Below are 13,584 nucleotides of genomic sequence, written 5' to 3'. Positions count from 1 at the left end.
TTTTGACTCAGAACCACTGAGCCTGCAAGCAAGTGCCTCGGTCAGCAAGGCCCTAAATGAACAAAACTTGTACAGCAAAGATCAACACGCCCTAGTCGCTTTTTGTTTGTATAACGCTTTGATTTTAGCTAACACTGAGCCTATTTTACCATCACCTATTTGCCTTCCATCTATTTCAGTAACTGGCGTTTGCCCTGCAAACGTTCCTGTTAAAAACGCTTCGTCAGCAGAATAAGTTTCGTACAAAGAATAATTTTTCAATTTAATAGGGATCCCGTTTTCCTCACAGATCTCTATAACTTTTTTACGGGTAATACCATTCATGCAATAGTCTCCAGATGAAGTCCAAAGTTCACCTTTACGGACAATAAAAAAGTTACAAGAATTAGAAGTATTCACAAAACCATGAGGGTCGAGCATTAATGCTTCGTTAGCGCCTGCTTTCAAAGCGTGATTAAGAGCCGTTATACAGTTCAATTTGTTATGGCAATTCAATTTAGGATCTTGAGTAGTAGGTAGTCCTCTAACAATTGGTACAGTATGTAAAGTTACACCACTATTAGCAGTTTCTAAGTTAATCACGCTATGCTCAGCAATCACCACTATAGTGGATCCAAAAATACTTAAGCGAGGGTCTTGGAAAGGTTTCGTCTTTTTACCTCGGCTCACCATTAAACGTACATGTACATTATCTGTCATGTCATTAGCGTCTAGAGTTTGCTGTAAAATAGCTTTCATTTCGTCGCGGCTTACGCCAATGTCTATATCTAGAAAATAAGCTGACTCATATAAACGCTCTAAATGCTCATCAAGGAAAGCTAACTTCCCTTTGTACAAACGCAAGCCTTCCCATACGCCGTCACCTAGTAAAAAGCCACTATCGTAAACAGAAACTTTCGCATCTTCTTTGTCAACTAACTCACCATTCACATAAATTTTTATATGCTCATTGCGAGGATCATTTTCACTATCATGGGTTGAGGGCACATATGCCACCGTTGTTGCTTTCACGTTGTTCTCCAAAGTAAAAATGACTACTTAATCAATAGCGTTTGGGTGTTTTCAGGCGATGCTTCCACCATATTGCCCTCAAACAAAATGAGCGACTTTTGCTGACACCAATGTTGAATTTCTTGCTCTGAGGCTTTGGGAATAAACCAGCCAGTTATGCCCCAAAATAAATTGATAAGAAAAGATATCCAGTTACAAAATGCAAAAGGCGCATAAAGCACAGTAGGGATGCCTAACGTGCTAGATACAAACACGGCACCTGAGTTCCATGGGATAAGTGGAGCACTCATAGTCGCTCCATCCTCTAATATTCTAGAGACATTACTGCTTGCTAATCCCTGTCCCCTAAATGCGGGCGTGAACATTCGCCCTGGTACGGTGTAAGCAATAAACGCATTGCTAGCAAAGTTAAAACCAACAGTTGCAAACATAGTGGCAAACACTAAGCCGATGCGCCCTTTAAGAAAAGGCATTACACTAGATAAAATGGCTTCAAAACATCCCGTTTTTTGCAACATACCTCCAAATGCCATAGCTATCATAATAAGAGTAATCACCCATGTCATAGACATAAGCCCACCTTTAGACAGCAAAGTATCTATGGCAGGATTACCACTATCGCTAACGTAACCACTCATCATTACCTGCAAAATTTCGTTTACTGGCATACCTTGTACAAAAAATGCGATCAAACTCGCCATTAACACACCTAGAAACATACAAGGCATGGGCTCTACCTTTTTCCAAATACAAATACCTATTGCCACAGGCGGTAATAGCACCCAAAGATTGAGTACAAAGGACTCGGTCAATACTCTATCCAAGACCTCCATATTACCCAACTCAGCCAAGCTACTAGTGTAGGCATGTCCCAAATAGGTATAAATAACCAAAGAAACAACAAGCGCAGGAAAAGTTGTAGGTAACATATTACGCATATGTGCGTAGAGGTTAGTGCCCGTAATGGCTGCCGTAAAATTAGTGGTATCAGATAATGGAGACATTTTATCTCCAAACCAAGCGCCAGAAACAATCGCGCCTGCAGTAAAGTAGCTGGGTATGCCTAAACTTTCACCTATCCCAAGTAATGCTAAACCAATTGTGCCCACAGTGCCCCAAGAGGTTCCCGTAAATACCGAGACAATGGCGCAAATGATACAAGTGAGGGGTAAAAAGCCTGCAGGGGTTAAAATTTCCAAGCCAATTTTAGTTAAAAATGGCACTGTTCCACTGGCAATCCAAGTACCTATAGTCATACCCACAACCATAAATATTCCGAGTACAGGTAAAGAGACAGCTACACTTGACAACATTCCCTGTTGTAAATCTGACCATTTATGCCCGTGTAAAATCCCAAAGATGGCGGTAATACCAATACCTAAGATAAGAGGGATATGCGGTGCCCCTCCAAATACTAAAATTTGCACCATCAATATGGCTAACGTACTCATAATAGGTATCAACGCAATTTGCCAACTTGGCTGACAAAGTTTTTTCATCTGATCATCACCTATCAACATTAAGTGCCCAAAGCATATCAAGACAAAATCATGATGTCGACAAAGCTGTACACAATATAAATTGTTGAGGTATAAAGGGTACCAAGGTAGGCTTAATTTCTAAATCGAGGAACAGCGACAGATGACTTGGTTCAAAAATTACAATTCAAGTATGTTTGTTGGAGACTGTGTGGCGGGGTTAGTAACCGCAAGTATTGCTCTCCCCCAGTCATTAGCCTATGCCCAACTTGCAGGGTTTCCACCAGAATATGGCTTATACGCGGCGATTTTACCTTTGTTGATTTATGCCTGCTTAGGGAGTAGCCGTACATTAGTTGTTGGCCCAGCTGCACTGATAAGTTTATTGATAGGTTCATCGATAACCAAGTTAGCACCGCAAACCACTCAAGAGTATATAAATCTAGGTGCCAATCTCACTATTTTAACAGGGTTATTTTTGTCACTACTCAGCTTGTTGCGGCTAGGGAGTTTAACTACTTTTATCAGTAAACCGGTCATCAGTGGCTTTACTAGCGCGTCTGCTATCATTATAGCAAGTAGTCAAATTCCTATTATTCTGGGTTTGCAGCCTAATAGTGGCTTGTCCTTTAAGGATGCGTTGCTCTTTACAGGCGTCCACTTGGATCAAACCAATTTGGCAGTGATGGCTTTAAGTATTCTGGGAATGATCTTACTTTGGTCTAGCCAGTCACTCCTCCCTGCTTTATTAAAAAAGCTAAAATTAACGGGCCCTGTTGCCTTAGCGTTAAGCAAATCTAGCCCAGTTTTACTGATTATCATTAGCATATTTTTAGTAGACCAATTCCACATGCAAGACAACTACAATATAGCCGTTATAGGTCAAATTCCTGATTCGTTACCCACTATTAACTTAAATATTTTGAACATTAACCGCTGGCCAGAATTGGCTTTTCCTGCAGCATCCATAGCCCTAATTTGTTTTTTAACCAGCATTGCTACTGGAGTTACCCTTGCCAGTAAAAGACGTGAAAAACTGAACTCAAATCAAGAGTTGTTAGCGTTGGGCGCGGCCAATATTGGTTCGTCTCTAATAGGCTCATTTGCATTAGCAGGCAGTGTCAGTCGCTCTATGGTGAATTATGCATCCGGTGCGGTTACACAAGCGGCAAATCTAATATCCGCGGCAGTGTTAGTCATTAGTTTATTGTTTGTTACCCCATACCTAATTAACCTGCCCAAGGCTGTGTTAGGGGTTATTGTAATCACGTCTGTGTTACCTATGATAGATTTCAAACATATTCGACGTTGTTGGGTGTTTAACAAGGCCGATGCCATCAGTTTATTATTTACCTTTCTAAGTTCTTTATTTTTTGGAGTAGAAATTGGAATTTGGGCGGGCATTGCCTGCTCTATGGTATTGTTCATACACCGAACTACTCACCCCCATATTGCAGAAGTTGGGAGGGCAGAAGGAGGGTATTTCAGAAATGTGAATCGCCTTAATGTGAAAACACAAAAACACACTGTATATTTGAGAATTGACGAAAACTTGTTTTTTGCCAATGTTCAATACATTGAAAACTATATTATTGATCGATGTAAACAAAGCCCAGAAGTTAAACACCTAGTGTTACTTTTTAGTTCGGTTAATTCTATTGATGAAAGTGCACTAGAGACACTCGAAGCCCTTATACTAAACTTAAGAGAAGCGAATATCACACTACACTTGTCAGACGTAAAAGGCATTATTCAAGATAAATTAAAACTAACTGACATTTTGCAAATATTGCCTCCAGGGAAGTTGTTCTTTACCGCAGATCAAGCCATGAACCATCTCGAGAATTTGAATGAATAACGCACAATTCAATCCAAAAGCATGTTGGAGTGACCCAAAGCGATCGATATTACTGCTTATTCGTTTTATCCCCTTTATAATACGGGAAGAGAGATAACACTTGTCGAACCAAATTATGTCTAACAGCTCAGCCCCTACTAACAAGGTATCCAATGCCGTTACCATTTACGAAACGATCAGAGAAGAAATACTCACCCTAGTATTAGCGCCTAGTAGTACCATTGATGAAAACAGTATGGCCAAACGCTTTAATGTGTCACGGTCGCCGGTTAGAGAGGCTTTTATACGTCTAGCGGCAGATGGCCTAATTAAAACTCTGCCTAATAAAAACTCTCAAGTATCTCCCTTGGCTCTAGAGGACTTTCCTAAATTTATGGATGCTCTTGATTTAGTGCAAAGAGCGGTGACACGCTTGGCTGCCGAGAACCACACAGATATAGACTTACAAATTATAAAAGATAAAAATCAGCAGTTTAAAGAAGCGGTTCGCTCCCATGACGTAGTAGCTATGATAGATTCTAACCATGCATTCCACATGGCCATAAGTGAAGCGTCAAAGAACAGCTACTTTACATTAATGTACAAACGGTTATTAGACGAAGGAAAACGAACATTGCGAATTTATTATCGCCTGTTCGACGACAATCCTCCTCCAGAGATGGTGGACAATCATGATTTGATCATCGAAGCCATTGAAAATAAAAATTGCAATCTTGCAGACAAGCTAGCACAACAACATGCCAATCAGCTGAGCGATGGTTTTATTACTTATTTGAGTAAGCGACAATCTCAAAACATGCATTTAAGTTAGGCTATACGAGTGACAATGGCATCAACAGTACCCATATTGTTTGCCATTTTCGACACTATATCGTTTGCAAAAAAGGTAAGTTCGCCCTTCTTTTTAACAGTGTAAACACCAGAACATCCCATTTTTTCGGCTAGTTCATCGTCTCGCCCGATACTAATGCACAAAGTAAACCAGTCTGCTTTAGGTACTCGTCGCAGTTTTCTTGCGACTTTTATCGGGATACCTTTCCAACCTAGCTCTTCATCATCTATTGTCCAACCATTGGCATCACAAGTGATACTTCCATCTGTCCAGGTATCTGATGGGGCTGAGGATACGTCATAAGATTCGCCTTGCTCCACCAAGATGCCTGAATGGGTATATAAAGACGCTGACTCTACACTGACGGTCATTGACTCTCCTACCTCTAATGCATACCAATTGGATCTAGGGTTGTCGAAATAATCACTAATACCTTTTCCCATTTCATTGGCTTGGCTAAAGCTACACCAAACTTGGTGGGTTAAATTCATTAGTGATTTAGGTCGGTAATCCTTATCAAAGGCAATTCTATTTACAATCGAATAGTGAATAATAGGAGCTTGTTTAGTGGATATTTGGTCCTGTTCAATCACACAGCAAATACGATCTTCTAAAGTTAGCCAATCACCAATTGGCCACCTATCTTGTTGATGATTCTTACCTAGTTCATTCGGTGCTCGGCGTATATCATCAAGACCAATTTTATTAATTAATTTGTCGGGTAAAAGGGCGTTTAATGCGTTTTCATCCGGTAACTTTAATGCGGGATCAATAAGGTTATGAGACTTCACTTGAAACGCAATCCATTCAATAAGATACGTTAAACTGATATCCGATAAACCATCTCGATAGTAGCCTCCTCCGACATCGCTATGAGCACCAGCAAACCACAACTCAACAATTCTACTTGGGTCATAATTCATTAGCGTTGGTTGAAATGCTTTGCGCTTGTCATCTAAGCTTACCATGTGTACAGCTTGTTTGATTAAAGGCGAAAGCGTACAGCCTTTTTCAAATACTACATCATAATCAGGCCGATCCGACTGGCTTAAGTTCGGCAAGCCAATACTGGCAACAGTGTCGAACACTGCCAAATGAATAAAACTATCACAGCCATCAGTTAAATAGGACGATTTTTCTATTAGTTTAGAACAAAAACGACGAGCAATAGCTGCACCTCGAGAGAACCCAGTAACGATAACTGTATCCCCTATTTGGTAACTTTGGTTAAAATCAGCATACGCACGATTCAAAATTGTCGCTATATCTCTAGACTCTGGCGAAACGCCTTGATTAACCAGTCGTGACAACCAATCTCCATAGGTCCCTACACCTTGGTAGTAAAAACATTGCTTGATTGAGCCATGACTTGATTCACCATACCTTTGGTCGAAATGAAGGTTTCCACCACATAAGAAATGAAATTTCAGTATGTTAGTAATGTTGTCGTCTTCTTTTTTACCTTTCTTTACCGTCTGATGCGCATCGACAGGTTCATTACCCGTTCCATCAAAATTGAATATTAACAGTGCCATGACAAATCCTTCTACCATTTACAAAAGAACAACAGGTCAAAAAATACACAAAGGGTACATCTTATTTTATGCTCTTTACAACACTTGGTTTTGTCGCATGTTAATTCAATTAGAACAAAGGAGCCTAGAAGGGGAGCTAGATTCCTTTACAAATAATTGGGCACATAGAAGCAGAAAAACACCACAGACAAAAGCAATATTGGCAAGGTGCGTTTTTGTACTTTAGTGAGGGTCGACATTCCAGTTCGCTTCCATGTCATTAATACGCCAGTGAACGACATAGCCGTGAGCGCAATACCAAAGACAAACCACAGCAACTTAAGCCAAAAGCCTCCAAAGTCACCAAAATGAAGCGGATCTGCATATTCATTAATATAAGCTTGGGTACTTATTGTATCTGGTGACCACGCCTCTACCACATCGAATGTTTCAGGGTGAATGTAAACCCTCAGAGCGCGATTTCGAATAACGGGGTTATTTTTACTGACGCCTCTAAGTTGAATAGGCGCTGTATTTGACGTAGGCATGAATAAAGCGGTTATTTCCCAGTTTTCATGAGTATCGTATGCTTTTGTAACAATTTTTCTAAACTCATCAACTGAAAAAATGATCGGTTTTTCTGTTTCAAGCTGTTCTATTTTAGGCCCTTTAGGCTCGATAGGTGATTGAGCAATGGCATTACCAAATTCATAAAAATACCAAGCGCCGGTAACAGCCATTAGGATAGAAAACCATATTCCCCACAATCCCATGACTTTATGAAGATCACTGAGGAGTATTCGTTTTCCTTGGTCGAATCGTATGCGCCACAACGCTTTTCGCCAATTCCTCGTGGTTTTTAAGCCTGTATAAATAGAAATTAAAAGAACAATGGATAACGGACCGACAATAAGTAGCCCCGGAAACGCAGACATAAATAAATAACGATGAAAATCTCTGAAAAATCGCTGAACAGTGAGCCTTGGCATATCGCCTTTGATTTCATGGGTCCAAGGGTCGATTTGTACAAAGCGATTATGCAAAGCATCTGACTTAAGTACCGCCCGCGTAGACAAATATTCTGAATCTAGCTGAACTATGGAAGTAATTTCAGTATCAGGGTACGCAGAGTGAATTGACTGGTAGGTTGCAACCCACTCTTCTATTCCCATAGCCGCAGGCGCATCATCTGGTTTTTCGCTTGATCTCAACTCAGGAAAAATAAGCCAATCAATTTCATTGGATAAGGTTGCTATAGTACCTGTAGCTAACACCACAAACATCAATAACGCTAATTGAAACCCTACCCACGCATGCCAATTATAGAGTTTTTTTAAACCAGATTTCTTGTTAGACATGCCTTCAACGCAAATGATAATGGATATTATTATAGTGTTTAGATTAACAGTTTTAGCGGGCTTCAGATAGCTTTTATCCCTACCTAAAAATCAATGCAACTACGCCAAATGCCAGTACACCTAAAAACACAGGCAACCCCAACGAACGATAGCGAAGCCACACCATAATAGTAGCGATTACACCAACCAAGGTAGACAAAGCACCCACCCAGTCACCACGCACCGGAACAAGTGAAGAGCCCAACATACCGGCTATCATCAAAGAACCAATTAACCCCAGCCAAACTGGTGGCACAACTTCTTGATCAGTTTGCTGTTGTTTTTCTAAGTGTCGACGCATCCAAATAAGAGGGATACATCGCATTGCAAAGGTGCCGATTGCGCACACAAAAATAGCAAAGGCGATTTCAAGCGTCATTACTTAGTGCTCCTTGTGACTGTTTTTCCAATAGAAAATAACATAATGCGCCACATAGAGCGGCCGAGGGAATAGCCAAATTTGTCATATCAAATAACGAAAGCATAAGTGCAACAACAATGCTCACTCCCAACGTCAGCGACCATAGCTGAGACGTAAACTTAGGCGCCAACAACACAATAAAAAGAGCGGGAAGCGCAAATGGCATCACTTGGGTTAACGTCGGCCATGTTTGCGTGACTTCCTCGCCGATAACAGCACCTAATGCGGTTCCTGCTACCCAACTAAACCAAGCAAGCAGCGACGCACTAATAAACCAAGCACTGCGATATTGTTCTGGAATATGAGGGAGCCTTGTATGGGCTAAGGCATAAATTTGATCTGTTAAACCATACATTAACAACCACCAATAGCGTTTATTCGGTATGAATAAAGCAAGATTTGGTGCGTAGACTAGGTGCCTCGCGTTAATTAGTAAGGTCATTAATACCGCTAGCCATAGCGAAGCCCCGCTAGCGACCATGGCCACTAATAAAAATTGAGAAGCACCAGCATAAATAAACAAGGAAATGAGCGTTGCTTCAAGAGGAGAAAAGTTGGCCTGAGTAGCGATAATTCCAAACGAAATAGCCACAGGAATATAGCCTCCCAAAAGTGGCATTGAATCTTTTAAACCCTTAATAAGAAAAGCGTTATTATTTAAAGAACAGTCATTCTTATTCATTGTTTCCATCCTTGTGATAGACAATGGTTAAAATACAACTCGTCCAGTCTTCAAAACTCTGATAACAATGAGCTTTATCGGATTCGAATGTTTTGCACTCTCCCGCTCTGAGTTTTTGCAATTCGCCTTCAACACCCACTGTTAACTCACCGCTTATGACATGAATAGTTTCGGTTGTGCCTGAGCTGTGTGCTTCAGCTTTGCGTAGTACATGAGGAGCAAATGACATCCAGTAAGCATCGACATTAGGGGTGCTACGACCTCGCTCGATTAAACGAATTTCCAAACCATCTTCACCAATAGAAGTAGTTAGTGGCACTACCAACTCACCAAAGGGTAAACCTAAGGTATTCGCTAGGCGCCATAACGTGTCTATCGTTGGATTGCCGTTTCCTTGTTCGAGGCGTGACAAGTTTGATTTAGCAATTCCTGCATCAGACGCAAGTTGAGACAAAGACAACTGCTTGTCCAAGCGCAATTGTTGAATGTGCTTACCCAAAATACTGAATGATTGATTAGTCAATTTAGCCTACTTACAAAATTGTTCCATATATGAAACGTTCTATATAATGAACACTGTTTTGTCAACCAATCCTCGCTATGTTTTTATCAAAACCCACACTAAGTAAAGCTGACGTTACTTAATGTAAAATATAGGCTGCATTAATTAGTACTTTCAGGGGTGTGCTGAAATCTAATTATTTTAAAAAGGTGTGAATATGAAAAGTATCAAAAGTACCAATATAGAAAAAGGAAAGTTCGATCCTAACTTACCTTTGGCATTTAAAGCTGCTAGATTGTTCGACATACTCATAGAGTCTATTTTTGATGACGGTGTTTCTTAAATTCCAAACCTTACATCTAACAGAGTTATAACAAAACCGACATAAAAATGTACAGCTGTTGTGCAACAACTATATTTAGATGCACTATTAGATTTTTATTCACGGAGTATACAACCATGCGCAACAAAATCGCATTGTTTAAATCTTTGGCGATAGCCCAAGGAATAGTACTTGCTGTAATGTTTAGCTTGTCGGTTCATGCTCAAAGTAGCATTCATGATCGCTGGGCGAAGCATGATGACACCTCAAAAAAAGTCGTTGATCATCAAGCAATGGATAATATTTTAACCTTCATTGCCATTCCCCAAGACAATACCAAATATAACTTGAGAGGACTAAACTCTCGCGTTATCCAATACATCACAGATTACAGAACATTCCTACAAACTGTTCCTGTGTCGCAGTTGAACAAAAACGAGCAATTGGCATTTTGGTTAAACCTATACAATGCTGCCGTTATAGAGAAAATGACAGCAAATATCTCTGACAGTGGAAAGCTGAAGAAGCTTCGCGGTGTTCCGGGTGATGCAGGGAAATGGTGGAGCGATAAAAATATTGAAGTTGAAGGTGTGTTGTTGTCGTTAGAAGATATTGAACAACAAGTTCTAGCAAAACAGTGGCAAGATCCTCTTTTCATTTACGGTTTGTTTTACGGTGTAAATGGTGACGGCTTTTCAACTAGCGTAGCCTTCACAGGCGCTAACGTTGAACGCCAACTGAAAACAATGGCAAAAAACTTTATCAACGACAAAGCGAACTTAAAAGTTAAACGTGGTCAGGCTAGAGTTTCAAGTTTAATTGCTTGGAATAAAGAAACTGTTTTTAACAATAGCGATGAAGCTATATTAGCCCATCTTCGCACCTACGCGAACTCAAAAACAGCACAACGTTTAGAAGGTGTATCTGAAATCAGTAAGAAACATTCTTTCAGTTGGAAAACTGCAGTTTACACCCCACCTGCAGTTAACCGTAATAGTTACGCAGGCTCAGGTAGTGCAGGTTTTGGCGGCGGCGGTGGGTATCGCGGCGGTTCTTAAGCACCAATCCAAGTTATTAGCGTTAGCACTTTCTCTAACGCTAATTTCATTGGCTCTAATTTCAAGTTATTTTGATTACGAAACTCCTTTTTCGCCTTTTTGGACATCCGTCAACATAGCGTTAATGGTCACCTCTGGCCTGTTATTTTTACTTCTTATCAAATCCGTTTTCAAAAAAGACCTTAGCGATAAATCGTTTTTCACATTTCTATTGATGGGACTTGCACTAAGAGCCATATTTATTCCGACACCGCCTATTTTAGAAGACGACCTTTACCGTTATTTTTTCGACGGTAGCATAGCTATCCACGGACATAACCCATATAACCATAAGCCTTCAGACGCCTATTCAAAAATTGAGAAAGATATAGTGGGAGAGGTGGCAATAGAAGCTAATATGCAGCTGTTATACCTACATGATTTCCACTTATTCTCGCGAGTTGCCTACCCAGAAATAAAAACAATTTACCCTTTAACTGCACAAGTTATTTTTGCCATTAGTGCAATGTTCGACGAATTCAATATACAGGTTTGGCGATGTGTACTCATAGGTATAGAAGTGATTACCTTGTTCTTACTCATGAAGCTTCTTCACCTCCTGCCCGTCAAACGAACTTGGAGCTTGATATATTGGCTAAACCCCTTGCTGATAACCGAAGGTGTTAATGCCGCTCATATGGACGTGGTTTTAGTCCCTTTTTTATTACTGACTTTGATTGCAGTACATTTTCGACATTATGGTGTAGCCGGGATATGCATAGGTTTGGCTGCGGGAGTAAAAGTATGGCCAGTGCTATTGGTACCCGTTATTGCGGCTTATATGATTAGACAATCGAAAACATTTGTGGTGTTTTTGATTGGATTTATCGTCACTTGCACTTTAGTTTTTCTGCCACAAATATTGGCATTAGATACAGAAGCCGGATTAGTGAAATATGCCCAGCACTGGCAAGTAAATAGTTTTATTTTCAACCTAATACATAGCGCCATGTTTGATTTTATTTATGCCGATATTACGGCCAGAGTTATTGTAGCTTCGGTGGTAGGGGGAACGGGGTTGTTTGCCGCTTGGCGAGTATTAAAATGTACACCATCATTAGCGATTAATGATCTTGCCCACTGGTGTTTGTGGATAGCCCTACTACTATTTTTGTTATCGCCCACAGGTTACCCTTGGTATAGTTTTTGGTTTTTTCCCTTTTTAGCGCTCGCTATGAATCATAGAACATGGCCAATTTTGCTGCTTACTGCAACCCTTCCACTTTATGATATGCGCTATTTAATAGCCGACTTTCAACACCCAATACTGTGGCAATGGGCTGTTGTCACACTCACATTTTTACCGGTTATTGTTTGTCTACTGATTCAAAATTTTCAAAAAAACGCGCCCAAAACTCAGCCGTCGCTGAATTAATCATATTCGATTCGGCATTCATCAACATCACAAAACCAGAGCCAGTTTCTGGAGAAAATGCAACATCTGCTCGATACCCTTTCACCCAACCGCCATGATAATTAATAGTATGACCATCAAAGTCATAAATACGCCAGCCTAAACCATAGTGCGCATCATTAAGGTATTCGCGCCAACCTCGTCGATAGCGTTCTCGGGTCGTTTTAACTCTAGGAGTGGTGATTTCATCAATAAGGTACGGAGGTAACACTTGAGGGAGCTCACCTAACAATGCTTGCAGATAGCGAGTCATATCTTGAATACTTGCGTTCACTCCAGCAGCCGGTGAAAAGCGATAATAATTGTTTTGTACGCTAGTTTCTCGCCATTTACTTCGCGTTATCGCCATATGAGGACGAGCCCAGCTTTCAGACTGCATCAACCCTGCTTTACCAACACTTGCTGTATCCATAGCCAAAGGCGAAAAGACTAACTCTTGCATTTGCCTGTGATAGGAAGTATCTCGTTGATGAAAATATTCCGTTAGCGCACCAAAAAGTGCATTTTGATAAGTGTAGCAATCTCCAGGAGCGCACAATAACTCTAAGTCGGTCAAATCATGCAAAACTCGCTGTAGCGAATAATCAGCTTCAATTAAATTATCGTACGCATTAGGTATGAAGCCGCTAGATTGACCCACAATATCGCCAAGAGACAAGGTATCAAAACGAGGTTGTTGCCACTCTGGCTGGGTTAAAATTGAACCAATTGGAGTGTCCCAGCTGGTCTCGTTTGCAACGTTCCATTTTGACATCATCACGCTTGTAAACGTTTTCGAAACAGATGCTAACCTAAATACAGTTTGCGGTGTTACCTTGCCACCCTTTTTATGGGTAACGCCATAGGTAACAATTTGAGGAGGCTGACCTTTTTGGTAATAAACAAAAGCATAACCAGGGACATTGTATTTTTGAGCTTGTTTGCGAACGTAGCGTTTATATTCTTCAAACCATGTATCGCTCTTCGCATTTACTGGATCCAGCAATAAGAAAAACGTACACAAAGCATACATAAAAAAACGGAAAAGCTGCAAAAAAACCTCTGTCATTGCTAATA

Annotated in this window: 13 protein-coding genes; 5 read left to right on the top strand and 8 right to left on the bottom strand. The window is 40.5% G+C overall.

From position 1 onward, the window contains the following. Positions 1 to 81: 81 nt before the first annotated feature. A complete protein-coding gene (locus tag J3L16_RS14530; RefSeq protein WP_347564685.1) occupies positions 82 to 1,011 on the bottom strand; it encodes an aminotransferase class IV in 930 nt (309 codons plus the stop codon). Between the two features lie 23 nt (positions 1,012 to 1,034). Beyond that, on the bottom strand, positions 1,035 to 2,510 hold the full coding sequence (gene nhaC, locus J3L16_RS14525) for a Na+/H+ antiporter NhaC (RefSeq protein ID WP_207613722.1): 1,476 nt from the start codon (positions 2,508 to 2,510) through the stop codon (positions 1,035 to 1,037). A 142-nt stretch (positions 2,511 to 2,652) separates the two neighbouring features. Here nhaC and sulP point away from each other — a divergent pair, with 142 nt between their 5' ends. Then, a complete protein-coding gene (sulP, locus tag J3L16_RS14520) occupies positions 2,653 to 4,347 on the top strand; it encodes a sulfate permease (RefSeq protein WP_207613721.1) in 1,695 nt (564 codons plus the stop codon). A 115-nt stretch (positions 4,348 to 4,462) separates the two neighbouring features. Then, positions 4,463 to 5,158 (top strand): GntR family transcriptional regulator, encoded by a 696-nt coding sequence (locus J3L16_RS14515; protein WP_207613720.1) that lies wholly within the window; start codon positions 4,463 to 4,465, stop codon positions 5,156 to 5,158. Here J3L16_RS14515 and J3L16_RS14510 read toward each other — a convergent pair. The 5 genes from J3L16_RS14510 to J3L16_RS14490 form a co-directional block, all read right to left on the bottom strand. Beyond that, positions 5,155 to 6,714: a DUF2235 domain-containing protein gene (locus tag J3L16_RS14510; RefSeq protein WP_207613719.1), complete on the bottom strand. Its 1,560-nt coding sequence runs from the start codon at positions 6,712 to 6,714 to the stop codon at positions 5,155 to 5,157. The genes J3L16_RS14515 and J3L16_RS14510 overlap by 4 nt on opposite strands. A gap of 146 nt (positions 6,715 to 6,860) precedes the next feature. Then, positions 6,861 to 8,051 carry a PepSY-associated TM helix domain-containing protein gene (locus J3L16_RS14505; protein WP_207613718.1) on the bottom strand — a complete coding sequence of 397 codons (1,191 nt, stop codon included), beginning with the start codon at positions 8,049 to 8,051 and terminating at the stop codon, positions 6,861 to 6,863. A gap of 79 nt (positions 8,052 to 8,130) precedes the next feature. Next, positions 8,131 to 8,469 carry an AzlD domain-containing protein gene (locus J3L16_RS14500; RefSeq protein WP_207613717.1) on the bottom strand — a complete coding sequence of 113 codons (339 nt, stop codon included), beginning with the start codon at positions 8,467 to 8,469 and terminating at the stop codon, positions 8,131 to 8,133. Continuing rightward, on the bottom strand, positions 8,459 to 9,193 hold the full coding sequence (locus tag J3L16_RS14495) for an AzlC family ABC transporter permease (protein WP_207613716.1): 735 nt from the start codon (positions 9,191 to 9,193) through the stop codon (positions 8,459 to 8,461). The genes J3L16_RS14500 and J3L16_RS14495 overlap by 11 nt, the downstream gene beginning before the upstream one ends. Beyond that, positions 9,186 to 9,716, bottom strand: a complete 531-nt coding sequence (locus tag J3L16_RS14490) for an XRE family transcriptional regulator (RefSeq protein ID WP_207613715.1) — start codon at positions 9,714 to 9,716, stop codon at positions 9,186 to 9,188. The genes J3L16_RS14495 and J3L16_RS14490 overlap by 8 nt, the downstream gene beginning before the upstream one ends. A 196-nt stretch (positions 9,717 to 9,912) precedes the next feature. Between J3L16_RS14490 and J3L16_RS16455 the strand changes: the two genes are divergently transcribed. The 3 genes from J3L16_RS16455 (at position 9,913) to J3L16_RS14480 (ending at position 12,489) form a co-directional block, all read left to right on the top strand. Further along, positions 9,913 to 10,038: a hypothetical protein gene (locus J3L16_RS16455; protein ID WP_278252896.1), complete on the top strand. Its 126-nt coding sequence runs from the start codon at positions 9,913 to 9,915 to the stop codon at positions 10,036 to 10,038. 116 nt (positions 10,039 to 10,154) lie between these two features. After that, entirely contained in the window at positions 10,155 to 11,075 is a 921-nt protein-coding gene (locus tag J3L16_RS14485) for a DUF547 domain-containing protein (protein ID WP_207613714.1), read from the top strand. Next, positions 11,032 to 12,489, top strand: a complete 1,458-nt coding sequence (locus J3L16_RS14480) for a glycosyltransferase 87 family protein (RefSeq protein ID WP_207613713.1) — start codon at positions 11,032 to 11,034, stop codon at positions 12,487 to 12,489. Before J3L16_RS14485 ends, J3L16_RS14480 begins: the two co-directional genes overlap by 44 nt. Here the strand turns inward: J3L16_RS14480 and J3L16_RS14475 are convergent. Beyond that, on the bottom strand, positions 12,422 to 13,576 hold the full coding sequence (locus J3L16_RS14475) for a serine hydrolase domain-containing protein (RefSeq protein ID WP_207613712.1): 1,155 nt from the start codon (positions 13,574 to 13,576) through the stop codon (positions 12,422 to 12,424). The two genes, J3L16_RS14480 and J3L16_RS14475, sit on opposite strands and share 68 nt — an antisense overlap. Positions 13,577 to 13,584 lie beyond the last annotated feature (8 nt).

The sequence above is a fragment of the Alteromonas sp. 5E99-2 genome (genome assembly GCF_017368475.1).
In the GTDB taxonomy this organism is placed as follows: Bacteria; Pseudomonadota; Gammaproteobacteria; order Enterobacterales; family Alteromonadaceae; genus Alteromonas_F.
The sequence above is the reverse complement of the archived record's forward strand: the minus strand, read 5'-3'. Positions and strand labels throughout refer to the sequence as shown.